Source organism: Frankia tisae (genome assembly GCF_025403405.1).
Classification (GTDB): Bacteria; Actinomycetota; Actinomycetes; order Frankiales; family Frankiaceae; genus Frankia; species Frankia tisai.
Genome location: NZ_JANEZT010000002.1, coordinates 1 through 24,170, shown reverse-complemented (window position 1 = coordinate 24,170; position 24,170 = coordinate 1). Strand labels below are relative to the sequence as shown.

Here is a 24,170-nt window from a genome sequence, read left to right as displayed (position 1 = left end):
CTGCGGGTGCCGCAACCAGTCCGGCTCGTTCCTTCCCATCCTCACGAAGTGGAACATTCTCAGTGGTAGACGACGCCCACGACCTGCTGCGCTACGAGTCTGTCGGCCCCGTTCGGGTCATCACGCTGAACGACCCCGACAAGCTCAACCCGATGACCGACGCGCTGCACGAGGCGCTCACCGACGTGTGGGTGAAGGTCATGCGTGACCGCGAGGTCCGCGCCGTCGTGCTCACCGGCGCCGGGCGCGCCTTCTCCGCCGGCGGCGACATCCCGGGCTTCCTGGCCTGCGTCGAGGACCTCGACCACCGCCGGTCCAACATGCGCACCGCCCGCCTGCTCGTCGACCACATCCTCGGCTGCCACGTGCCGGTGATCGCCGCGGTGAACGGCCCGGCGGTCGGCCTCGGCTGCAGCATCGCGGTGTCCTGCGACATCGTGCTGATGTCGGAGAAGGCCTACCTGGCCGACACCCATGTCAACGTCGGGCTCGTCGCCGGTGACGGCGGCGTGGTGACCTGGCCGTTCATGATGAGTCTGCTCAAGGCCAAGGAGTACCTGTTCACCGGCGAGCGGATCCCGGCCGCCACCGCCGTCGAGCTGGGCCTGGCCAACCGGGTCGTGGCGCACGAGAAGCTGCTGGACGAGGCGATGGCCCTGGCGGAGAAGCTGGCCGGGCAGCCGGCCCAGGCGCTGCAGGAGACCAAGCGCTCCCTCAACCTGCACCTGCAGCACGCCGCCCTGAAGGTGCTGCCCTACGCTCTGTCGACCGAGAGCGAGTCGTTCTCCTCGCCCGAGGTCGCCGAACGGGCCCGCGCGTTCGCGGCCCGCTCCAGCAACGGCAAGGGCTGATCCACGCGAATCCCGGCGGGCGGGTTCCCTGCAACGGCTGCGGCCAGCGCAGGAGCCCGCCCGTCCGGGTTCGGCGGGATCGACGTACGCCGGGATCGACTCAGCGGTCCATCCGGTGCAGGGCGATCAGAGCCATCAGGCCCCGGGCGTTGTAGCCGTTGCGCGGGTCGAGCTGCCGCTTCGCCCACCGTCCCAGGCCGGTGTCGGCCATCGATTCTCCCCGCACGTCCACGGACCCGCATGGGGGATCTCTACCCGGATCGTCGCCGTCAGGACCACGCGGCGACCGGCCTCGGTCGACGCCAGTCCTGGCCACCTGGCGGTCAGCAGATGCTGGAGGTTAATCCCGGTTCGCCCGGCCCGCGACCGTCATCAACCTCCAGCAACCGCCGGCAACCGCCGGCCGCGCCGTTATGACGGGGGGCCGAGGGCGGCGTCGACGATGCGGTCGGCGAAGTCGCGGTCGACGGGGGCGCGTTGCATCGTCACGCGGAAGATCAGCGGCCCGAGGATCTGGGCGAGCAGTTCGTCGTTGTTGCGCTCCGCAACCGTCTCGCCGTCGGCGACCGCCCGGTCGATCGCACCGCGCAGCAGCGACGAGATGCGCCGCAGGAGATCGTCGCGGAGGTCGGCCACGGCCGAGTTCTGGTCGGCGGTGGCGATGACGGTGGTGAGAAACTGCCGAGCGACCGGCTGCGCGAGATCGGCCGCGGACCGGATCAGCTCGCGGCTGAGCCACTCCCGCAGGGGTCCCTCGCCGGCGCGCAGCAGCGGCTGCTCGGTGATCATCAGCGCCTCGGTGATCAGGTCGACCGGGCGCGGCCAGTGCCGGTAGATCGTTGCCCGGCCCACCTCGGCCCGCTGCGCCACGCGCTGGTGCGTCAGCGCCGCGGGGCCCTCCTCCTCGAACAGCGACCGCACGGCCTCGCGCACCGCGGCACGAGTACGGGCGATCCGGGCGTCCTCGGCCGTCGTCTCCACGAGTCAAAATTCTATGAGACACCTTGACTCGCAAATTTATGAGACATCTTGACTCACAAAAGAGTTATGAGGCATTCTGCCTCACATGCCCGGGATGAGTCGTGGGTCACACGGCGCGCCGGTGGACGAGTCGAGGAGACGGCGATGACCGACGAGCAAAGCGGCGGGAAGCTCACGATCCACGATCTTCCGATCGCACGGGATCGGGACGCGGCCTGGCGCCAGATGCGCGAGTACGGCCGCACGGTGCAGCTCGACGGTGGCGTCGCGGCAACCGACGTCGAGACCGTCGAGACCGTGTTACGCCAGCCCACGGTCTTCTCGTCGAAGAAGGCGTTCGACGTCCTCGGTAGCCCGCTGCCGCTCGTGCCCATCGCGTTCGACCCGCCCGACCAGACCCGTTACCGGCGCATTCTCCAGCCGTTCTTCAGCCCGCGGGCCATCCGACCGCTGGAGGACGAGCTGCGCCGGCAGATCGTCGAGATCATCGAGCCGTTGGTGCAGCGCGGGTCCTGCGAGTACGTCGCAGAGGTGGCGGGAATCTTCCCGGTCCAGGTGTTCCTCACCCTGTTCGGGTTGCCGCTGGAGATGCGCGACCAGTTCATCGAATGGAAGGACGCCATCCTCGGGCTCAGCGACCCCTCCGGCAACACCGCCCTGGACGAGGCCGCGACCGAGGCCGCCATGACCACGGCGGTGGGGCTGTTCAGCTACCTGGCCGACCTGGTCCCAGCGCGCCGCGGGGTCCCGGGCGACGACGTCCTTAGCCAGCTTCTCTGCCTGGAGGGCGACGAGGCCCTGACCGACGAGGAGGCCATCGGCCTGTGCTTCCTGTTCGTCCTGGCGGGTCTGGACACCGTGGTCGACGCGCTCGGGTTCGGCATGGACCGGTTGATCCGCAACCCGGACCGACGCCGCGAGATCGTCGACGATCCCGCGCTCATCCCGGCCGCGATCGAGGAGCTCCTGCGTCTCGACCCGCCGGCACCGTTCGTGCCGCGGGTGACCACCGAGCAGACGGTGCTGGACGGGCGGACGCTGCCCGCGGGCACCCGGGTCACCACCAACCTCGCCGCCGCCAACCGGGACGAGGTCCGCCATCCCGACCCCTACGCGGTGAACTTCCACCGCGGCGACAGCCCGCACCTGAGCTTCGGCGCCGGGGTGCACCGCTGCCTGGGCTCGCATCTGGCGCGGCTGGAGATGCGCCTGGTGCTCGAGGAGTGGCACCGGCTGATCCCCGACTACGATCTCGCCCCTGGCGCGTCGCCGCAGGTGAAGTGGCCGCGCGGCACGCTCGGGCTGGACGCCCTGCCGCTGGTCTTCCCCCCGTCGGCGGCGTCCGCCGGATCGGCGGAGCAAGCGTCCTGAGATAGCTCGACGAGTTCATTTATCAACCTGATCCTTGCGGTTCGTCGGGGGCAGTGGTTAAGGTTCGCCCGGGCCCGCCCGGCGGATCCCGCTGCCTCCGGACACCTCGCCGGCCACCTCGCGCGAGGGCCCTGCAGGAGCCGACCCAGCGGGCCGACCCGACCCCGAGGAGGGCTCCCCGCCATGGGCACACGGCAGGAAGCACCCGTCCGCGAACTGTTGCGCCTGTTCGACGAGGGCGACTTCATCGGCAACATGGACCGGTTGTTGGCCCAGTTCACCGAGGACGCGACGTACCAGATGAGCGTGCCCGGCCGGGAGGCGCTGCGCGGCCGGGAGCTCATCGCCACCGAGCTCGCCCGGCAGGCCGGCGACTACTCCGACTGCGTCTGCGAGATCCTCACCGTGGTCAGCGACGACCGGCACGTCGTCACCGAACGGATTGACCACGTGACGATGCTGCATGACGGCACGCGGGTGTCGAACCCCCTGCTCGCCATCTTCGAGGTCAACGACGACGGCCGCATCGTCGCGTGGCGCGAGTACTGGGACGCCCTGTCACTGTCGCACCGGATGGGCGTCGACCCCGGGACCATGCTCGGCCTGATGGGTCTGGAGACGGCGTGATCCTCGACGATCTCACCGTGGGCCCCGCCGGCTTCCAGGCCGGCACCGGCTGGGCGATCAAGCCGCAGGGCGCCTGCAAGGGCGACGTGTGCGTGCCGTTACCGACCTCCGTGCGCCGTCCCGACGGTCGGCTCGACGTGGCCGGGCTCGCCGAACGCCTCGGCATGGGCCTGGTCGCGGACGAGGCGCACGGCGTGTGGGCGCTGGGCCCGGAGTCCGCGGCCACCGGCCGGGCGCTGACCACCGCCGAGGCGCCGCCGCTCGAACTGCCCCGGCTGGACGGGACGCTGTTTCGGCTGGACAGCCTTCGCGGGCAGAAGGTCGTGCTCGTGGCCTGGGCCTCCTGGTGCGGCTGCCGGGAGGACCTGCGGCTGTGGAGCGCGCTGCGCGAACAGCTGCACCCGCGGGGCCTCGAGGTCGTCACGGTCGCGCTGGACACCGGCGGGCCGGACGCCGCCCGGCCGTGGATCGAGAAGGCCGGGCCGAACCATCCCGCGCTCATCGACGCCCGGCACGAACTCGGCGCGAAGTTCGGCGTCGTCAACGTGCCGAACGGGCTGTGGATCGACGAGGACGGCGTCATCGTCCGTCCGGCGGAGCCGGCGTGGATCGAGGATCCGCACGCCAGCTCCGAGACCGCCGCGCAGTCGCTCGACGAGCTGCCCGCCGACCACCGCGACGTCCGCGCCGAGATCAGGAAGATGACCATCGACCCGGCGGTGTACCCGGCGATGATCCGGGACTGGGTGGCGAACGGCCGCGCCAGCCAGTACGCCCTCGAACCGCACGAGGTGCTCGAACGCGCCCGCCCGCGCGACGCCGACGTCAGTCGGGCCGCCGCCCGCTTCGAACTCGGCGAGTACGTCCACCGCGCCGGCGACCACACCGCCGCCGTCGCCCACTGGCGCGAGGCGCACCGCCTGCAACCCGACAACTGGACGTACAAGCGCCAGGCCTGGAACCTCGCCGACCCCGAATCGGTGCGCACGATCGACGCGTACGGCAGCGGCTGGCTCGACGACGTCCGGGCCCTCGGCGCCGAGAACTACTACCCCGAGATCCAGCCATGACCAGGACAGCGGAGGAGGATCGCCTCGTCGCCCGGGTGGAGGAGCTGATCGGGGGCAGGGTCACCGCGATCGAGCGCCAGCCGCGCTGGCGCAAGGCCTGGTACCTCACCGTCGACCGGGACGGAACCCAGATCCCGCTGTACGTCCGCGGGGACAAGCAGATCGACGCCGAACCCTACCCGGGGCTGGACCGCGAGGCCGCGATCCTGCGGATCCTGGAGCACAACGGCGTCCCGGTCCCCCACGTCCACGGCATGAGCAGCGATCCCATCGGCATCATCATGGACCGGGTGCCCGGGACCCGCGACGTCACCGAGGCGGCAGACGACTCCCAGCGCCGCGGCATCGCCGAGCAGTACATGGAGATCCTCGCCCGGATGCACAGCATCGACGTGGCCGAGTTCGCCGCCGCCGGCATCGAGGTTCCGACCACGCCCGAGGGCGCGCAGCTCGCGTTCGTCGACGCCAACGAGCGGCTGTACCGGCGGACGAAGAAGGCCGCCGAACCGCTCGTCGAGTGGGCGCTGCGCTGGGCGCGGCGTCGGCTGCCCACCGCCGGCAACCGGGCCCGGTTCATCCACGGCGACACCGGCCAGTTCCTGTTCGTCGACGGCCGGATCACCTGCGTCTACGACTTCGAGGCGTCGCATGTGGGCGACCCACTGTCCGACCTCGCCGGGCTGCGCACCCGGGCCGGCACCGAGCCGCTCGGCGCCGGCATCGAGCACATGATCCGCCACTACCAGCGGGTGGCCGGCACGACCGTCGACCCCTCGGCGCTGTCGTTCTACACGGCCACCTACATGCTCACCGCGGTGATGGCGCTCAGCGGGCCGCTGACCGAGCTGCGCACCGCCGACCTGCAGGCCGAGTACCTGACCTGGGATCTGATGGTGCGCCGGGCGATGCTGTGGGCGATCGCCGAGGTCGAGGGCGTCAAGATCGAGCCCGCGGCGCCGGTGACCCTCCCGTCGGGCTATCCCGCCCGGATCACCAAGGTGCTCGAGGGCACCGTGCGGCGGATGGTGCCGGCAACGCCGGTCGACGAGGCCAACCAGAGCGCGGCGCTCGCCCTGGCCCAGTGGGCGGCCGCGATGGTCGCCGTGGGGACGGCGAACGTCGAGCGCGACCTCGACCGGGCCGCCGGCCTGCTCGGCCACCGCCCCACCGACCAGGCCACGGCCGACGCCGAGCTGGAACGGTTCGTGCTGGCCGCCGGCCCCGAGCACGACCTCGCCCTGCTGGAGTACTTCGCCGCCCAGACCGAGGCACGGGTCGCCGAGGCCGTCCCGATGCGGCAGCGGCTCGAGCAGTACGCGCTCGCGAAGGTGATCCTCTAACCCCCTGGCCCGAGGAGCAACGCGTGTTAGTCAGCACGGATACCGTCGACCCTGCGGTCTTCACCGCGGGAACCGGCTGGTCGATCAAATCGCAGGGCGCCTGCAAGGGTGAGCACTGCGTGCCACTGCCGGCCGAGGCCTGGGACGGCGCCGGTGACGTCGTCGTCGGGGTGGTCGCCGGCCGGCTCGGGATGCCGCTCGTCGTCGACGCGGAGCACGGGCTGACCGCGGTCGGCCCCGAGGCCGCCGTCACCGGGCGGATGCTGTCCACTGCCGAGGCGCCGGAGCTGACACTGCCGACGTTCGACGGCGAGACGTTCCAGCTCTCGCGGCTGCGCGGGACGAAGGTGCTGCTCGTCGCCTGGGCCTCCTGGTGCGGCTGCGCCCACGACCTGCCGCTGTGGGCCGAGCTGCGGGAGCGGCTGCGCGGGAGCAACCTGGAGATCGTCACGGTGGCGATGGACGTCGCGGGCCCCGAGGCCGGCCGGCAGTTCGTGGAGCGGGCGGCGCCGCGCCACCCGGCGGCGATCGACGCCGAACACAGCCTCGGCCGGCTGTTCGGCGTCGTCAACGTGCCCAGCGGGGTGTGGATCGACGAGGCAGGGATGATCGTGCGCCCCGCCGAGCCGGCCTTCCCCGGCCGGGTCGTCATCTTCGACGAGCTACGCAAAGCCGACCTGGAACGCGAGGCCACCGCGAGCGCCGGCACGCTGGACCGGATGCGCGAGGTGCTGCGCAGCGACGACGGGCTGTCCGACTCGACCGTCTCGCTGGTCGAGATGACCCGGATCATCGCCGACAACGCCGAACCGGAGCTGTACCTGCGGATGCTGCTCGACTGGGCGGAGAAGGGTTCGGGCAGCGAGTACGTCCTGGCGCCGGACGAGGTCGTCGAACGCTCCGCTCCCCGCCCGCCCGACGTCGCGACGGCCGCCGCCCACTTCGAGCTCGGTCAGCATCTCGAACGCGCCGGCGACCATCTCGCCGCCGTGGCGCACTGGCGGCGGGCGCACGAGCTGCAGCCGCTGAACTGGACCTACAAGCGCCAGGCGTGGCGCTTCGAATACGGCCCCGACGGCCAGCCGGACCTGTACGACAGCTCCATGGAACACGATCTACGCACCGTCGGCCCGGCGAACTACTATCCCAAGCTGCGGCCCTGACCAACACCGACAGGGCGGGGCGCATAAATATGGTAGGCCGCCTTTGCGTAGGCAGCGCCGACCATGAATCCACCGGCTGCATAGCCGTCGGTGCCGGACTCGAGCCAACCGCTCACCCAGCCACCGACGATCCCCGTCACGATGGGCGCGGAAGCGACGAGTACGAGCAGCAGCGCAAACCGCCACCATGGCCGTTTCATCCTGCAATCGTTCCATGACGGACGGTCCGTGTCAGCCCGAAGCGGGCGGGGCGACGGTGACCACGGACTGGGCGGACGGCACGAGCAGCCGTGGGCGGCCCGTGCCGTCGGCCGGGACCGTCCAGGTGTCGGCGAGGGGCCTGCCGGGGCCGGTGTTCGCCACGGCATAGCTGACGTGGTCGTTGTCGGTCCAGGCGGCCTGGTCGTCCACGTTGCGGGTCTCGGCGAGGGGGCGGTCCGCGCCGGTGGCGAGGTCGAGGACGTGCAGGCGCCAGGTGGCGGGGGCGAAGCCGTGGCTGCGCCGCGACTTGTAGGCGATGCGGTCGCCGGCCGGGGACAGCGACGGGCACTCGACCCCGTCCCGCAGGATCTCCGCCCGCCGGTCGCGCACGTGCCCGCGGATCAGGTAGTAGTGGTCGCCGGTGTGCAGGGTGGCGTAGAAGGTGTCGGAGTCCGCCGCGAACGTGACGCCCCAGAAGTTCTCGTCGATGGCGTGCAGCCGGCGCCCGCCCCGCGTCACGGCGAAGTCCTCCAGGTCGGCGACGATCCGGCCGGAGACGAGGTCGATGAGCAGCGTCCGGGTCGAGAAAGTGTCGATGTTGTAGGCGTCGCCGGCGACGAAGGTGGTCGCCGCGCCGATCCGCCCGTCCGGCGCCACCCGCGTCCGGCTGGCGAGGCCCGCGATCGGCAGCCGGAACAGCACGCGCAGCCGGTCGTCGAACACGGCCGCGCCGGCGCGGGCGGACGCCCTGTCGTCGGTGAGGCACAGGCCGCGCCCCGCCCGCTGGTCCACCCGGTCGCAGGTCAGCGACGTCGGCGCCCGCGGCCCGGTCGGATCGCGCACGTCGGCCGCTTCGACCCGGCCGAAGCCAGCGCCCTCGGCGGCGTCGAGCACCAGCAGGTGCGGGCGGACCAGCAGCGCCGGCAGCGACGCGGTCATCGGCACCGGGTGGGTGGCGCCGGGCGACGCCGCCCCCGCGGCCCGGTGCGCGCCCGACGCCCGGGCGGCGGGCGCCTCGCGTCGCCCGTCCCGCACGCTCACCGCGATCACACTGGTCAGGCACACCGCGACGACCACGACGAACGCCGCCACCCGTGGGCCCGCCGGCCATCGCAATCCTCGCGCCAGGCTGTCATCGCGGCCGCGCGCGCCGGCGGACGCTGCGGGAACCACGGCCGCGGGAATCTCGGCCGCCGGGAGTCGGGAGACGGGAACGGCATCGGCGGGGCGGGCCGACGAGTGGTGGCCGGGTCGGAAGGGCCGCAGCAGCACCGCCGCGAACGTCCCGCTCACCAGCGTCAGCGCGAGCGCGTCGACGAGGGCGGTGCCCGGCCCGGAACGGGTCCAGACCGCGCCGAAACCGAACGTCGCGAGCCCCCGCGCGGCGGCCAGTACGAGTCCGACCAGGGCGAGCCCCGTGGTTCGCGCTGCCGCGGGAACCGTCTGGCTCGTCAAGGCGGCGATCACCCCGTCCGTGGCGGCGAAGTAGATCCCCAGCAACGCGGGCAGGGCGAGCACGCTCACCCCGTGCCCGGGCCGGGCGAGCAGCACGGCGAAACAGCAGGCGAGCGCCACCTGGCCGCCGAGCAGGACCCGCCCGGCGCCGACGCGGTCCGCCAGCCGACCCATCGGCACCGCGAACAGCAGATAACACAGCGACTCGACGACGAACAGGGACGGGAAGAGCCGGGCGTCCATCCCGGCCTGGTGACGCAGGGCCAGGAACAGCAGCGAGTCGCTCACCGCGGGCAGGCTCAGCAGCGCCGTCGCCGCGAGCAGCCGGCGTAGCGCCCGGTCCGCCCACAGCGCGGCGAGGGGAGTCCACAGCCGGCGCGGCGCTCCGCCGGCCGACGCAGCCATAACCTCGGGCAGCGCGCCCACAACCTCGGGCGGCGCGCCCACGGGCGGCAGCGCGTCGTCCATGGGCCGGCGGTTCTCGACGAACAGCACCAGGACGGCGAGGCCGACGACGGCGAGGAGAAACGCCGCGGTGAACACCGTCGAGTAGGAGCCGGGGGCGACGCCGAGCAGGGCCACGGCCAGCAGCGGGCCGAGCAAGGCGCCGCCGGTGTCGAACGCCCGGTGCAACCCGAACGCCTCAGTGAGCCGCCCCGGCGGCGCGGACAGCGAGATGAGCGCATCGCGGGGGCCGGTCCGGATTCCCTTGCCGAGCCGGTCGGCACCAAGCCAGGCGAGCACGGGCAGCCAGCCGTGCGCCCCGAGCAGGCCCAGTCGGGAGGCCGCCGACAGCGCGTACCCGGCGCCGGCCGCCTCGCGGTAGCGCCGCCACCGGTCCGCGAGCAGCGCCCCGAGCAGCGCGATGACCGCGGCGACGACCTGGAGGAAACCGTCGGCGGCGCCGAACTGCAACGCGCTGAATCCCAGCCGCGCCGTCAGGTAGAGCGGCAGCACCGAGGCCACCATCTCGGCGGAGACGTCGGTGACCAGACTCGTCAGGCCGAGGTACAGCACGTTGGCGGACATGGCGGGCGTCGCCGCCCCGGCATCGGCATCGGCGACGACCTCGCCGCCGCCGCCGTCCGCGTCGTTCGTCCGGCCGCGCGCGGACTCGGGCAGCGGGCCCCGCCCCGCCAGGTACATCGCCGGCCCCGCTACCGGACCCCACCGCGGCCGGTCAGTTCTTCTCTCCCGGCGCGGTGCCGCCGCGGTCCTCGGCCGGGACGGCGTCGACGGCGGGATGGCGCACCCCGGCGGGACCGGCGGCGAAGGCGGTCAGCAGGTTGGTGGTGATCTGGGTGATGGCCCGTTGGACGTCCGGGCCGCCGGTGCCGGGCCCGCAGACGTCGGCCAGGGGGCAGACCCAGGCGCTGGTTCCGCTGTCGAACACCCCGGCCCCCGAACGCGCCGTGTAGTACGAGACGTCGGAGAAGTCGTGGACGCCGCGGCAGGTGATCGGGGAATGGGCGATGACCTCGATCGGCCGGGGGGTGGGATAGGCGAGGTCGACCCGGTCGTACTCGGAGCCGATCAGACCGGGCAGCCGGGCGCCGGCCGCGAGCCCGGTGCCCGCCAGCAGCCAGGACTGCGGCCGCGTGACGACCAGGTCGCCGTGGACGGGGTTGCACTGGTACATCCCGCCGGTGAGCGAGCTCTCCGGGTTGGCGCCCGGCGGGGAGGGCCAGTTGGCGGTGATCCGCGCGTCGTCGCGGCCGTAGAGGGGATCCTCCTGGGCGACCTTGTAGGCGGTCTCGAGCCGGTCGGGCCCCAGCGGCGACGGGTCGAGGCGGATCCGCCGGTACACCGCGTTGGCGCCGAGAAACGCGAGGTTGGTGCCGTGGTCGCGGGCGGCGGTCAGGGCGGCCCGCATCGCCGGGGAGTAGTACTCGTCGTGCCCCAGCGAGATCACCGCGCGGGCGCCGTCGAGCAGGTGCGGGTCGGCGTGCAGGTCGAGGTCGGTGGCGTAGGAGACCGGCAGGCCGAGGCGTTCGGCGAGCGCGACGAGGGGCTCCTCGTTGCCGGTGAAGTCCGCCGCGCCGTCGCCGTAGTCGTACGGCCGGTCGAACGAGACGACCCGGGCCCGGTCGGCGAAACCGCGCGGGCCGTGGTAGAGGCTGTAACCGCCCCAGGCGTTGTAGGCCTGCCAGGTGGTCACCGCGTTGAGGATCACCACCCGTCCCGCGGCGGACGGCCCCCGGACGGTCAGCGGCACGTAGCGGTGGTTGCCGTCGGAGGCGTCCAGCCGGAACAGGTAGTCGCCGGGCGGCCAGGACCCGGTGGGGAAGGTGGCGGTGGGCGCCCAGGACGCCGCGGAGATCGTGTTGGTGGCCGGGTTGTGGGTGGGATCGGCCTGGCGGCGCCCGGGAATCGGCCCGACCGTCGTGATCAGGCGGCAGGTCCGCCCGCCGTACCACCCGGTGCGGAAGACCGAGACCGTCAGCGACGGTGCCGTCGTCGACGCGAACAGCCGCACCGGCGTGCCCGCGGCGATGCCGACCTGGTCCAGCCAGCCCTGCACCGCGTTCTGCGGACCGAGCTGGCTCAGGCCGCACTCGGCCCCCGGGCGGGCGTTCTCGGCCCGAACGTCGAAACCCCCCGACTGTTCGCTGCCGGGGCCATGTTCGCTGCCGGGGACGGCCGTGGCCGGGACGCGGGCCGCCGCGGGCCGGCGCGGTGGTCGGGAGTCACCGACGCATCCCACGAGGACGAACCCGCAGCCGATCACACAGACATAGGCCACAAGGCGGACGAGCCGGCGCCGACGCACGGCTCATCGTCGCAGCGCCCGCCACGCCCCGCCGCCCGGGGTCAGGGAAACTGGACAAGCATGAATATCCTCTCCGAAACGCGGCCAAGCGGTCAGTAGAGGAGGCGCTGGCCCGGACCGGATCCGCCGGCGGCGAGCGCACCCGCGGACATCCGGTAGAGCGACGCCTGGCTGGCGTCGTTGCAGGTGTAATACAGGTCGCCGCCGCGGTCGGCCAGGACGCCGAACAGCCGCTCGGTGTCACCGACGCAGGCTTCCCGCAGAACGGGACGCGCGGTACCGGTACCGGTACCGGCCGGTCGGTCACCTACCTGCCAGACCGTCCCGTGCCGGGCGTCCGTGAACAGCACGCCCCCGCCACCCGGGGCCGGCGTGAGGCTGGTGATGCCGGCGTCGTCGATGCCACGATCGACGACAGTCCTGATCATTCCTCCGTTCTCGACGACGTGGATGCGGGCGTGCCCGTCCGCGTAGGACAGCACGAACACCCGGCCGGCGGCATCGACCGTGACGCTGTAGGCGTTGGCCAACGGGACCTCCGCCGCCCGGTCGGTGCCGCCGTCGTACCGTCGTTCGTGGGCCGCCCGGCGGCCGTGCGCGGTGGCGGCGCCGTTGCCGGCGACGAGCTGTGCCGCGGTCGTGCGGTAGTTCCCCGATCCGGCCGCGGGGTCGATCTTCCAGACCTGGCCGGCGTAGCCGGTGGTGAAGTACAGGGCCCCGGTCGGGCCCACCGCCACGCTGGTCGGCGTGCCGATCTGCGCGCCGACGTTCTTCGGGCCGTCCGCACCGCCCGCCGGGCAGATCGTCGCCGGCGCCACCGTCGCGCCGCGGTCGGCCGCCCCGGCCAGCACCCGGTCCACCGTCTCCGTCGACGGGCGCCCCGCCACGGTTTCGACCCGCCACGGTTGCCCCACGGGGCGGTAGACCCGGCGGACGACGCAGTTCCACTCGTCGGCGACGAAGACCGACCCGTCACGGGCGGCGGCGACGCCGGCCGGGCGGCGCAGCGCGGCGACCGCGGCCGGTTCGTCCCGGGCCGGTCCCGGCTGGCCGGTGCGGTCGGCGGTGGCCCGCCCGACGACGGTGCTGGCCGCCCCCCGCGCGAACATCGTCAGCGCGTGCTGGCTGGAGTCGGCGAGCAGGATGCCGCCGCTGCCGTCCGCCGCCAGGCTGACCAGGCCGCGCAGCGGCAGCGGCGCGCTCACCGGGTAGGCCGGCGCGGCGCTCGGGCGGGCGGGTGCCGCGGCGGGACCGGCCGACCCCGCCGGCCCGACACGCAGGACCCCCGTGGCGAGCAGCACGGTGACGACGAGGACGACCGCGACCAGGGCCGTCGCCGGCCAGCCGCGAGTCCCGGCCCGATCCCGTGCGGACGCGACTCGCTCCCGCAGCGATAGCAGCACCTCGGAGTACCACGACCCGGACGGGTCACCGCCGCCAGCCAACCCGCGGCCGACCGCCCCGGCTCCGGCCGGGACGCGCCCGTCGACCGGCCGGTAGCGCCGCGTCGGTGGCAACGACCCGCGACCGTGGCGGCGCAGGTCCTCCTCGCCGCGGAAGCTGATGCCGGTGCCCGCCAGCCAGGTCGGGCCGAAGGCCTGCCCGGCGGCGGCGATCAGGTCCGCGGCGAAGGCGAGCGCGCTCGGCTGACGGTCGGCCGGATCCTTCGCCAGCGCCCGCAGGGTGACCCTCGCCAGCTCGGCGGGGATCAGCGGCAGCGGCAGCGGCAGCGGCGCGGCGCGGCGGTGCCGTTCGGCCATGACGTGCGGCCGCGGATCGGTCCCGAACGGGGGCGAGCCCGCCAGCAGCTCGTAGAGCACCGCGCCGAGGCCGTAGACGTCGGCAGCCACGCCGGGGGCGGCGAGATCGAACTGCTCGGGCGCGAGGTACGGCGTCGAGCCGACCACGCTCGTCGGCGTGGCGGTGCCCGTGGACTCCAGCAGCCGCGCGATGCCGAAGTCGGTGAGCTTGGGCGCCCCGTCCGCGGCGAACAGGATGTTCGACGGCTTGATGTCGCGGTGCAGCAGACCCTCGCGGTGCACCCGGTCCAAGGCCACGGCGACCGCCGCGACGGTGGCGCAGGCGGCCGGCGGCGCGAGCCCCGCCTGCGCGCGCCGCGCGAGCGTCCCGCCGGGCAGCAGCTCCATGACGATGAGCGCCATGTCCGCGTCCCGCACGTAGTCGAAGACCCGGACGATGTGCGGATGGTCGAGGCTCGCGACGATCCGCGCCTCGGCGTCGACGCCGTCGGCGGGCAGCTCCGGCGCGGGCGCGGGCACCGCCAGCACCTTGACCGCCACGTCCCGGTCGAGCCGGCGATGCCGGGCGGCGAACACGCGGCCGAACCCGCCCCGGCCGAGCTCGGCCCCGATCTCGTAGTCCGGCAGCACCGCCTGGACGTGCCCCTGCACGATCACGCGCTACTCCGCGTCCGCCGCATTCCCCCGCCGCCCCGGCCCGCCACCAGGCCGGGATCATCCGTGATCCGACTATAACCGAGCACCTGCGACCGATCCTCCACCGAGCGGCCAGGGCGCCGGAGCGCGGTCAGACTGCCGGGACAAGATCAGGGTGTCGGTGCGGGGGCGACGACCGGGACTGTGACGGTGTCTCAGCGACACGTCTTGCGGTTGGGGATGTCATGGAGGTGGACCGGCGAGTCCTCGCGACTCAGGCCGGTGCCGGCACCGGAGGCGTGGCTCGATTCCGCAGGCCTGCCCGCGGTCATTGATGCCGCGCGAGGTCAGTTCGCCTGCAGCAATGGGAAGATTCCGCTCGGCGACAACACGAGGATGTACCCGGTGGGGGGGCAGCCTCATGCGGACGACCGGAGGATAACGGTGCGTGACGGACATCAGACATCCCGGCCAGGTAACCGACGCACGCGGAGACGGGCCGATCATCGTGGGATGACCTACACGAGTCCCGTGGACGTACTGCTGCTCCTGGTCCGCGACGACCAGGTGCTGCTTGCGCTGCGCGCGGGAACCGGATTCGCCGACGGCTGGTGGAACCTGCCCAGTGGGAAACTCGAACAGAACGAGGACGCCGCCAGCGCGCTCGTGCGGGAGGCCCGTGAGGAGACCGGCCTCGTCCTCGACCGGTCCAGGCTCTGCCTCACCGCCACGATCCACTCCCGCAATGACCGCGGCAGCGCGCGTCTCGGCCTGGTCTTCCGGCCGGCGAGCTGGACGGGCGAGCCGGTCAACGCCGAGCCGGAGAAATGCGGTGGAATCGCCTGGTTCCCCCTCGACGCGATCCCCGCGCGGACCTACGGAACATCCCGCACCGGCATCGAGCTGTTCTGCCGCGGCGAGAACTTCGCCGCCGAGGGCTGGTGATGTGCCCGCCCACCTGGCCGAGGAGGGGCCGCGGTGCTTCGGCCGGCGTTGGTCCGGGCGACGTTCACCTCACCGGCCTTCCGCCGGTCACCTCCGCCCGGGAAGGGTGACAGCCATATCGATCTGGACACCCGCCGGCCGGTTGTTGGCGAACACGGTTGGAGTTGTCGGCGTCGATGAATTACGGGAAAGGTTTCTTCATCTGCCCGATTCGGGCCGTTTGGAGCTGATCGCGTTGAATTCGCTGGGCCCATTTCGATGCATTCTGGTGGTCAGGGTTCCCCTAGACCGGCGCGGCGGGCTCGGAGGATGGCGGCGGCGCGGTCGGGTGCGTTGAGCTTGGCGAGGATGTTGGAGACGTGGTTGGCGACGGTCTTGGGGGTGAGTCCGAGGGCGCGGCCGATGCGGCTGTTGGGCCAGCCGTTGGCCACGAGGCCCAGCACATCCCGTTCTCGGTCGGTGAGTTCGGGAAACGGGGCGGCGGCCGGCGCCGGGTCGGAGAATGCGCGCAGGATGCGTTCGGCGATGTCGGATCCGAACACGGCGTCGCCGTGGGCGACGGCGCCGATGGTGCGGATCACGTCGTCCTGCTGGGCGCCTTTGAGTAGGTAGCCGCGGGCGCCGGCGCGCAGAGCGGCGAACACGAATTCGTCCTCGCCGTACATCGTCAGCATGAGGATCGCGACGCCGGGATGCGCGGCGCGGATCCGGCGGGTGGCTTCGATGCCGCCGATGCCGGGCATGTCGACGTCCATCAGGACGACATCCGGGCTGGCCGGGCCGGCCAGCGCGACGGCCTGCTCGCCGGAGGTGGCTTCGCCGACGACCTCGATGCCGTCCACCGAGTCGAGCAGAGCGGCCAGGCCTTCGAGCACGATCCGATGGTCGTCGACGATCAGGACCCGCACGGGGCCGGTGTCGTTCATCCGGCGGCGCCGACGAGGGTGGTGGCCGCGGCGATCTGAGCGGGGAGGGGAGGTTGCTCGGGCACGGCGCTGCCGGCGAGGGAGAGCGGGAGTTCAACGCACACCCGGCCGCCATCGGGGGTGGGCCCGGCGGTCCAGCGACCGCCCAACGCGGTGACCCGTTCGCGCATGGACGTCAGGCCGACGCCGGCCGCCCAGGCGGTCCGGGCCGTGCCGTCGTCGCGGATTTCCACCGTCATGCGTTCCCCCCATTCGATCGACACCACGCAGTGCGACGCGTGGGCGTGCCGGGTGACGTTGGCGACGGCTTCGGTGATGATCCGGTATCCGGCGATCTCCACCGCGGCCGGCAGCTCGGGCATCGTGTCGGGCGCCGAGAGCGTCACCGGAATGCCGGAGTGCCGCAGATGCTCGCGCAACGCGCCCAGCAGCCCGAGGTCGTCGAGGGCGGGGGGTCGCAGCGCGTGGACGAGGCGGCGCAGGTCGTCGAGCGCGGTGGTCAGGTCGCGCCGGACCGCGCCGAGAAGGTCGTCGGCTCGCGGGAGGTCGCGGCCAGCGAGATTGCGGGCGGCGTCGACCTTGGTCGCGGCCGCGGTGAGCACGGGACCGAGACCGTCGTGGAGGTCGCGGCGCAGCCGGCGGCGTTCCTCCTCGGTCGCGCTGACGATCCGTTCGCGCGAGCGGATCAGATCTTCGGTGAGCATGACGTTGCTCGCGGCAGCCGCGAGTTGGCCCGCGATGTGCTCCATCAGTCGGGACTCCCGGGAGTCCAGCTCAGCTTCCCCCACGCGCCGCGCGACCACGAGCGATCCGATGTCGCGACCCTGGTGGACGAGCGGGAATTGGATCGTGCCCGCGCGCCCGGTGCCGTCGCCGTGACTGATACGGCGGGTGACTCCGCTGTCCCCCAGCATCTCGACGGCCGCCCACGGCAGTCGCAGCGCCTCGACGACGGCCTCGAGCAGGCCGGGCAGCAGTTGCTCGACGCTGCCCGCGGCCTCAAGGCGGGACGCCACCTGACTGACCACCGTGTACGGCTCATCGCGATGGCCGTAAAGGAAACGGTTGATCGACCGCTGGATCCGGGACCGGGCCGGGGCGAGGCTGAAGGCGGCGCCGAGCGAGGCCACCACCGTCCACGGCCCGCCGGCCCGGTCTCCGAGCAGCGCGAGCAGCCCCACCCCGGCCGCGTAGACCCCGGCCACGAACGCGGCGAGCAGGGTGTAGACGAGGGCACGGTTGAGGACGACGTCGACCCCGTAGACCTGGTTCGCGAGCACGACCGCGACGACGACGATCAGAAGCAGCATCGTCCCGATCGAGGTGAGAACCTCGCCGGCCGGCAGCGCGACGATGACCGGGGTGAGCACGACTGCGCCGATGTTGACCACGCCCAGCCAGCGCAGCACCTGACGCTCTCGTCCTCGCGCACGCCGCCAGCGCAGGACCATCACGATCGAGCCCAGCAGCAGTCCCGCGGGAAACAGCACCGCTGCGCCCCAGTCGGGGTACGCGTCGATCCCCAGCGGGTTGCGCAGCCCGGCGAACTCGGGCGTCGGATGGGGGATCGTGTGCCGCCCGAGCGGCCCGGTCGTCCAACCGGCCGCGCACAGGGCCACGCTGACGACGGCCGCCCGACCGATCCGGCCCGGCGGGAAACGCCCGCTCGGAAACGCCGCCCACGTCGTCGCCATCACCACCGGTTCCACCGGTTCCCCGACACCCGCGGCGAACAGCGCCAGCCCCGCCCCGGGCAGGTGCCGCCCATCGTGCGAGAACAGGGCCCACTCGATGCCGGCGACCGCGAACCCGTGGCCGAGACCGGCGGCCAGCGCCAGCCAGCCGAAAACGACCTCCGGGCGTCGGGTGGCCAGCAACCAGCCGGCGATGATGAAGCCGGCGGCCGGAACGATCTGGGTCCACGGACTGTCCGGCCGCTGCCCGGTGGTCGTGACGGCCGCGTGCCGGTTGGCGATGGTCAGCGCCACCCCGGCCACCGTGAGCATGACGGCGGCCAGCGCCAGAACGTGAGCGAGGAGTCGGCGGGCGGTTCGGCTGGGTAGCCGGACGCAGCCTCGGCGGGGAAACACCCGCTCAGTGTGCGCGTCACCGTGTCCCGCCGACCCGGGAAATTCTCCCGATCGACCCGGGAATCCGCACCCGTGTGGACGGGACACGCCCAACTCCACGATGTGCCGGCAGGCCGGCGGGTGCCGGAGATCGACACGACGAGGAGGTTCCCATGCGGGAACGTGCGTACCCCAGCCCGGCGCCGCGCTGGCGAGCAGCGGTGGCGACGGTGACGGCGGTCGGGGCGATGGCCCTGTTCGCCGCCTGCTCAGGCTCTACCGACACACCGGCGGCGGCGACCCCAGCGGCGACCCCGGCGGCATCCGCGGTGACGGCCGCCGCCGCGGCGGCCACGCCCTTCCCGACCCGCTACTTCGACGACCAGGTCGACCTCATCTACACGCCGCCGGGTGGATCGCCCACCCACACCATGACCGGGCCGCCGGCGCCCGGGGGCCGCATGGAACTCGTCGAGAACCTCTACGCCGGCGACCACGCCACCCACTCCGGGCAGATCGCCGGCACCAACCACACCACCTGCGAGTTCGCAGCCAACCTCGACACGCGTTGCACCTCGAAGGCGATCTTCGGTGACGCGACGCTCGCATCGTCGAGCACGGGCAGCGAAAGCGACTTCGACTCGACGATCACCGGGGGTACCGGCCGATTCGCGGGCGCGACCGGCAGCATCCACGTCCACACCCTCGGCGACACCAACGACGCCGACATCACCATCAACCTCAGTTAGCCGACAGACGGCCGGGTCACCCCACGCCGACGCCGACGCCGTTGCCGCGCCAGTCCCCCGCCGGACATCCGTTGAGAGGCGCCCGCTTCACCCGTTCGGGGGTGCCGGGAAGGAACGGCCTCCCCCGGATGGGCGTGGCGGGGTCCACGATGCGGGCGCCCGAAGGAGCGTCGCCGGTCCGCCCGTCGAAGGTGCCTGGCGAGCAGCGTCACCACTGCCGCGCGCCGCGCGCCCACCAGCATCCCCGCACCCGGCCGGGCGGCGGCGCGGGCCGTCGGGCGACGAAACGGCGACCCTGCCCGGGGGGGCACCCCCGGGCACACAGACTGCCTTTGTCAACCGGTGCCGGTCCCTAGGTCCCCTCACAAAGCTCCTTCAGTCCCGGTGGGTTCGCCGCACCTGCCAAGGCAGAGTCGTCTCGACGATCCGTCGGTGACCGACCTGAAGGAGCCAGCGTGCCCATCTGGCACATCCGTCCCTACGAGACCGTCGACTATGCGGCCACCGTGCGGCTGCTCGAGGAGGTACGCAGCACGCCGGGCGGACCACCGATCAACCTGACCGACACCGTGCTGGCGCTGCGGCACGAGCCGCCCGACACCGAGTCCCCGGTAGTGGTCGCCGTCGCCGGCGAGCACATTGTGGGGGCCGCGATCGGGCGCAAGGAAGGTGGCGCGGGCCGGGTCCTCACGGTCGCCCTCGCACCGGCCTGGCGCCACCACGGCATCGGGTCCGGCCTGTTGCAGAGCGTGGAGAACCTGCTTCTGCACGCCGGCTGCCGGCGGATCACCACGCTGATCACTCCCGGCCAGTCCGGGGAGGAGGCGTTCCTCAACCGCGGCTTCAGCGCCACCGGGCAGGAGCTCTACGACAAGCAGATCCCGCTGCGCCCGGCGGACGTGTCGACCGTCGAGCGCTGGGGCGGGGCACTGCTGAGCACGTCCGAGTGGTCGAACCTCGCGGGCATGGAGGACGAGCGCAAGCTCATCGAGCAGCGGCTGCTGCTGCCGGTGCGGGAGCGGGAGCTGGCCGAGGCGTACGGCGTGGTCATCCCCACGGCGATGCTGCTGTTCGGGCCGCCGGGAACCGGCAAGACGTCGTTCGCCCGCGCGATCGCCGCCCGGCTGGAGTGGCCGTTCGTGGAGCTGCTGCCGTCGCGGCTGGCGTCGGGGGCGGCCGGGCTCGCCGCCGAGCTGCGTTCGGCGATCGACGACCTGATGGGCGTCGAACGGGTCGTCGTGTTCATCGACGAGGTCGACGAGATCGCCCAGTCCCGGGAGACCCGGCCGGAGAACCAGTCGGTCGTCAACGAGCTGCTCAAGGCGATCCCGCTGTTCCGCGGGGTGCAGGGCCGGCTGCTGATCTGCGCGACGAACGCGGTGTCGGCGCTGGACCCGGCGTTCGTCCGGCCCGGCCGGTTCGACCTGGTGCTCCCGGTCGGGCCACCGGACGCCGGTGGGCGCCGCGTGCTGCTGGCGGGCCTGCTGGAGCGGGTCGCCAACAAGGCGGAGATCGACCTGGACGCGGTGGTGGCCGCGACCGACCTGTTCACCCCGGCGGATCTCTCCGCGGTCGTGCAGCGCTCGGCCGCGGCGGCCTTCCACCGGGCCGCCGACAGCACCTGGCTGCACGGCAAGCCCGGCTCGGACGCGGCCGGCCCGGAAGGCGGCGAGAATCCCGCCACCACGCCGCTGGGCACCGCGGACCTGCTCGACGCCGCCCGGCAGGCCCGCCCGACGATCAGCCTGACCGAGCTCGACCGCTTCCGCCGGGACGCGGAGGCCTTCACCCGCATCTGACCGTCCCCACCGCCTGCCCGCGGCCGGGTGCGGCGGGACCTTCGGACCATCCGCACCCGACGTTCGGCGGCTACGCCAAAAAGCGGCCGAACTGGCGGGAGAATGATGGCTGGAACGAATGCTTCCGGTTTCTCCGCGGCCTCGAGATGGGTTTCTTCGCCATGACTGTCGGAAATCGCGCGCTCTACATCGTCGTCTGCGGCGGCGGCTACCCCGCCGACGACCTCCCCGTCTTCGCCAAGCAGGCGCAGGCCACCGGCTGGGACATCCGGGTCGTCGCCACCCCGTCGTCGCTGAAGTTCATCGACACCGGACTGCTCGCCAGCCTCACCGGCCACGGGGTGCGCAGCGAGTACGCGCTGGTCGAGGACGACAACGAGGAGCGCCCGGTACCCGACGCCATCGTGGTGGCGCCGGCCACCTTCAACACGGTGAACAAGTTCGCGGGCGGAATCTCGGACACCCTCGCGCTGAGCCTGCTCAACGAGACCATCTGCTCGGGGATCCCCATCATCATCGGGCTGCCGCCGAACCCGACCCATGCGAAGCATCCCGCGTTCCTCGCGAACATCGCGACCCTGCGGTCCTGGGGCGTACAGGTGATCTTCGAATACGAGGACGTCGTGCTGGAGGACATTCCCGACATAGAGGCGTGGAAGGCCCTGTTCCCCTGGCAGAAGCTCCTCGACGCGCTCGAGGCCGCGAAGACCCCCTGACGAACGTTCGGCGGCCGCCGACCTGATCCGGGTGACCGTGCGCGAGATCTACCGCACGGTCACCCGGGTATCGGCTAAGCGGCGGCGGGCGCAGGTTGGCCCGCCCGCGTCCGCAACCCGGTGCGGACGGCCGCACCGGCCAGGAGCAGCAGTCCGACGCCCGCCCAGACGACGAGGCAGACGACGCCGGAGGCGATGCCACGGCCGTCGAAGTACTGGACGCCGCGCAGCACCGACAGGCCGCCGCCATGGGGGAAGTACGGGGTCAGCGCGGCATAGAAATCGTTGAGCAACGGCCGGCCCACCGGCCCGCCCGCGCTGGGGTTGCCGAGAACCGTCAGCGTCAACGTGAGCACGATGGAGGCCAGCGTTCCGAACCGCGCCGCGACGCCCGTGCAGGCCAGGCAGATCGCCGTCGTGTAGCCCCAGAGCACGGCGAACAGCGGCACGGGATGGCCGGCGAGCGCGCCGTACACCCCGTCCACGAACACCGTGGCCGCCAGGCTGAGCAGGCCGGTGAAGAACATCAGGAATCCGACCCGCATCCCCATGTGCCGGAGATTGCGAACGGTTCCCAGGACCCGGCCCAGCACTGTGGCCCCAAGCGCGCTCCCGATCGCCAGGAAGACGATGGCATAGAACTCGATCGTTCCGCTGGGATTACTCGACGCGGTCGGGGCCAGGTCCGTGACGGTCAGCTTTGTCCCGCTCGCGGCGGCGAACCGCTCGCCCACCTGGACCAGTGCCGTCTGGACGGAGCGCGCGGCCCCGCTCGCGACCAGCAAGGTGGCCGAGTCCGCCCCGGTGAAGACCAACGCTCCGTACACGGAACGGTGCTCGACCGCCCGCCGCGCCGCGGCCAGATCGTCAACCTGGCGTACGTCCAGTGCGGGCGACGCGTCGAGCTGATCGGCGACCGCCTGCGGTGCCGCCACCGCAAAGCTGATGTCGTGCGGGGAGACCTTCCCGAAGGCACTCGCGTAGCTGCACATCAGAATCATGACGACGGCGATCAGGGCGACGGAGGCGATGAGGCCGTTGCGCAACGGCTCGAGAGAACCCGGGCCCTCCTCCTGCAACGGGCCGCCGGCAATGGTCTCGGCGGCGTCATGAGGCTGCGCCGACGCCGGCGACGGCATCCCCTCGAGTACCTCGCGCTGTCCGTCAACCATGCAATCCCATCCCATCCATTTGTCGAAAATCACAATCGGTGCGACCGTAGGCACCGAACAGTCACGACCCTATTCCGTCATCGGGGCGCTCCGCAGATCCCGGAGAAGTCGGATCGCGGTGGACTCCGATGTCACGGCGCCCGGCTACCGGTTCTTCCGGGCGCGGCAGGTCAGGCGTGTAGCGACAGGTCAGGCGTGTAGCGGCAGGTCCACGGTCACGGCGGTCGGACCGCCGGGTGGGCTGGTGACGGCGAGCCAGCCGTCCACGGTGTGGACCCGTTCCACCAGGCCGACGAGCCCCCCGCCGCCCCCGGGGTCGATGCGCGCCCCGCCGGCACCATTGTCGCCGACGACGACGCGCACCCGCCTGGCCCGCCCGATGATGCTGACGTGCGCCTCGCCGGCGCGGCTGTGCCTGGCGGCGTTGGCCAGCAGCTCGGCGACGCAGAAGTAGGCGATCGTCTCGATCGCCGCCGACGGGCGGTCCGGCAGGTCGATCCGTACCCGCACCGGCAGGGCACTGCCGGCGGTGAGGCTCGCAAGCGCGGCCTCAAGGCCCCGGTCGAGGATCGGCGGGTGGATCCCGCGGGCGAGGTTGCGCAGCTCGACGAGGGCTTCCTTGACGTCGCGGTGGGCCGCGTCGACCAGCGTGCGGGTGGCGTCCAGATCGACGGCGTCGCCGTCGGTAGCGAGGTGCTCGCGGGCGATACCGAGGTTCATCGCCATCGCCACCAGCCGGGCCTGCGCCCCGTCGTGCAGGTCGCGTTCGATGCGGCGCAGCGCCGCGGCCGAGTCGTCCACGGCGGCGGCGCGGGTGCGTTCCAGGTTGCGCAGCCGCTGCGTGGTGAGGGATCGCCGGGTCGGGCCGAGCAGGCCGCGGATCAGCAGCACGTCCAGGTGCACCAGCCCGCGCACCGACCAGCGGGCGACGGGCAGCAGGAACAGCCCGGTCACGGTCACCGCGGCGATGAGGGGGGCGGTGTCGAGGAAGAAGTCCGTGCCGAACGAGGCGCCGCGGTGCCCATGGCCGTCGCCGTCGCGCTGCAAGGGCAGGAACGGCCGCCAGAGCGCATAGCTGGCCGCGCCGAGCGCGGAGCTCCACAGCGTGATCGAGATGATCCCGCTGGCCAGTGACAGCGGGAACTTCAGCAGCAGGTAGGGAAGGGCCCGCCAGCCGACCGTGTCGCCGAGCCCCGCCCGAATCCAGCCGGATGCGCCGGGGCGGCGTGGCCGGAACGGACGGGGCGCGGGAACGCCCGCGCCGAGTAGTCGGACGGCCAGGCGCCGGCTCGCCTCGCCGAGCCGGCGGGCGCCGACGAGCAGGGCAGCCAGCAGCGGCAGACCCACGATGGTGGCGGCGAAGCTGGCGCCGACGGAGATCGCGGCGACGGCGTAGACGAAGCCGAGGATGCCCAGCGGCAGACCGGCCAGGGCGTAGGCGAATTCCCGGTGCACCCGCCGGCGCGGCGGGCGCCCGCCGGGCGGGAGGGTTGTCATGGTCATCGGCGCCTTCGGGAGCAGTGTGTCGCGGGCCGGTCGCCCGGGAACACGGTTTCCGCGGGACACCCG

Annotated in this window: 18 protein-coding genes; 10 read left to right on the top strand and 8 right to left on the bottom strand. The window is 72.6% G+C overall.

Features of this window, described 5'->3' with window-relative positions:
- The first annotated feature begins 62 nt into the window (after positions 1–62).
- Positions 63–851, top strand: a complete 789-nt coding sequence (locus NBZ85_RS00455) for an enoyl-CoA hydratase/isomerase family protein (protein WP_261554780.1) — start codon at positions 63–65, stop codon at positions 849–851.
- Positions 852–1,262: 411 nt separating this feature from the next.
- On the opposite strand, the gene NBZ85_RS00450 is transcribed toward NBZ85_RS00455, so the two are convergent.
- Positions 1,263–1,832: a TetR/AcrR family transcriptional regulator gene (locus NBZ85_RS00450; RefSeq protein WP_261554781.1), complete on the bottom strand. Its 570-nt coding sequence runs from the start codon at positions 1,830–1,832 to the stop codon at positions 1,263–1,265.
- Positions 1,833–1,976: 144 nt separating this feature from the next.
- Here NBZ85_RS00450 and NBZ85_RS00445 point away from each other — a divergent pair, with 144 nt between their 5' ends.
- The 5 genes from NBZ85_RS00445 to NBZ85_RS00425 all read left to right on the top strand — a co-directional run bounded on the left by NBZ85_RS00445 (position 1,977) and on the right by NBZ85_RS00425 (position 7,403).
- The gene (locus NBZ85_RS00445) at positions 1,977–3,203 is read left to right on the top strand and encodes a cytochrome P450 (protein WP_261554782.1); all 1,227 of its coding nucleotides are present in this window, start codon (positions 1,977–1,979) and stop codon (positions 3,201–3,203) included.
- A 183-nt stretch (positions 3,204–3,386) separates the two neighbouring features.
- Positions 3,387–3,830, top strand: coding sequence for a nuclear transport factor 2 family protein (locus NBZ85_RS00440; RefSeq protein WP_261554783.1), 444 nt, complete (start codon positions 3,387–3,389; stop codon positions 3,828–3,830).
- Complete coding sequence (locus tag NBZ85_RS00435; protein WP_261554784.1) at positions 3,827–4,900, top strand: ResA-like WAxxUGC motif-containing protein; 1,074 nt, start codon at positions 3,827–3,829, stop codon at positions 4,898–4,900. Before NBZ85_RS00440 ends, NBZ85_RS00435 begins: the two co-directional genes overlap by 4 nt.
- Complete coding sequence (locus NBZ85_RS00430) at positions 4,897–6,240, top strand: phosphotransferase family protein (protein ID WP_261554785.1); 1,344 nt, start codon at positions 4,897–4,899, stop codon at positions 6,238–6,240. Before NBZ85_RS00435 ends, NBZ85_RS00430 begins: the two co-directional genes overlap by 4 nt.
- Before the next feature lie 23 nt (positions 6,241–6,263).
- Positions 6,264–7,403, top strand: a complete 1,140-nt coding sequence (locus NBZ85_RS00425) for a ResA-like WAxxUGC motif-containing protein (RefSeq protein WP_261561344.1) — start codon at positions 6,264–6,266, stop codon at positions 7,401–7,403.
- A 231-nt stretch (positions 7,404–7,634) separates the two neighbouring features.
- Here the strand turns inward: NBZ85_RS00425 and NBZ85_RS00420 are convergent, their stop codons facing one another.
- The 3 genes from NBZ85_RS00420 to NBZ85_RS00410 form a co-directional block, all read right to left on the bottom strand.
- Positions 7,635–10,205 carry an MFS transporter gene (locus NBZ85_RS00420; RefSeq protein WP_261561343.1) on the bottom strand — a complete coding sequence of 857 codons (2,571 nt, stop codon included), beginning with the start codon at positions 10,203–10,205 and terminating at the stop codon, positions 7,635–7,637.
- Between the two features lie 34 nt (positions 10,206–10,239).
- Positions 10,240–11,829, bottom strand: a complete 1,590-nt coding sequence (locus NBZ85_RS00415) for a N,N-dimethylformamidase beta subunit family domain-containing protein (protein WP_261554788.1) — start codon at positions 11,827–11,829, stop codon at positions 10,240–10,242.
- Positions 11,830–11,921: 92 nt separating this feature from the next.
- Positions 11,922–14,246 (bottom strand): serine/threonine-protein kinase, encoded by a 2,325-nt coding sequence (locus NBZ85_RS00410; protein WP_261561342.1) that lies wholly within the window; start codon positions 14,244–14,246, stop codon positions 11,922–11,924.
- 492 nt (positions 14,247–14,738) lie between these two features.
- Between NBZ85_RS00410 and NBZ85_RS00405 the strand changes: the two genes are divergently transcribed.
- Positions 14,739–15,170 carry an NUDIX hydrolase gene (locus tag NBZ85_RS00405; protein ID WP_261554790.1) on the top strand — a complete coding sequence of 144 codons (432 nt, stop codon included), beginning with the start codon at positions 14,739–14,741 and terminating at the stop codon, positions 15,168–15,170.
- A 272-nt stretch (positions 15,171–15,442) separates the two neighbouring features.
- Here NBZ85_RS00405 and NBZ85_RS00400 read toward each other — a convergent pair whose 3' ends face one another.
- Together NBZ85_RS00400 and NBZ85_RS00395 are read right to left on the bottom strand one after the other, a co-directional pair.
- The gene (locus tag NBZ85_RS00400; RefSeq protein ID WP_261554791.1) at positions 15,443–16,096 is read right to left on the bottom strand and encodes a response regulator; all 654 of its coding nucleotides are present in this window, start codon (positions 16,094–16,096) and stop codon (positions 15,443–15,445) included.
- On the bottom strand, positions 16,093–18,186 hold the full coding sequence (locus NBZ85_RS00395; protein ID WP_261561341.1) for a sensor histidine kinase: 2,094 nt from the start codon (positions 18,184–18,186) through the stop codon (positions 16,093–16,095). The genes NBZ85_RS00400 and NBZ85_RS00395 overlap by 4 nt, the downstream gene beginning before the upstream one ends.
- A 152-nt stretch (positions 18,187–18,338) precedes the next feature.
- On the opposite strand from NBZ85_RS00395, the gene NBZ85_RS00390 reads away from it, so the two are divergent.
- From NBZ85_RS00390 to NBZ85_RS00380, 3 genes are all read left to right on the top strand, one after another.
- Positions 18,339–18,914, top strand: a complete 576-nt coding sequence (locus NBZ85_RS00390) for a hypothetical protein (RefSeq protein WP_261554793.1) — start codon at positions 18,339–18,341, stop codon at positions 18,912–18,914.
- 455 nt (positions 18,915–19,369) lie between these two features.
- Positions 19,370–20,713 (top strand): ATP-binding protein, encoded by a 1,344-nt coding sequence (locus NBZ85_RS00385; protein ID WP_261554794.1) that lies wholly within the window; start codon positions 19,370–19,372, stop codon positions 20,711–20,713.
- 161 nt (positions 20,714–20,874) lie between these two features.
- Positions 20,875–21,429 (top strand): flavoprotein, encoded by a 555-nt coding sequence (locus tag NBZ85_RS00380; protein WP_261554795.1) that lies wholly within the window; start codon positions 20,875–20,877, stop codon positions 21,427–21,429.
- Between the two features lie 74 nt (positions 21,430–21,503).
- On the opposite strand, the gene NBZ85_RS00375 is transcribed toward NBZ85_RS00380, so the two are convergent.
- The gene (locus NBZ85_RS00375; protein ID WP_261554796.1) at positions 21,504–22,601 is read right to left on the bottom strand and encodes an ABC transporter permease; all 1,098 of its coding nucleotides are present in this window, start codon (positions 22,599–22,601) and stop codon (positions 21,504–21,506) included.
- Between the two features lie 189 nt (positions 22,602–22,790).
- On the bottom strand, positions 22,791–24,170 hold a 1,380-nt coding region (locus NBZ85_RS00370; RefSeq protein ID WP_438803055.1), incomplete at its 5' end, for a sensor histidine kinase.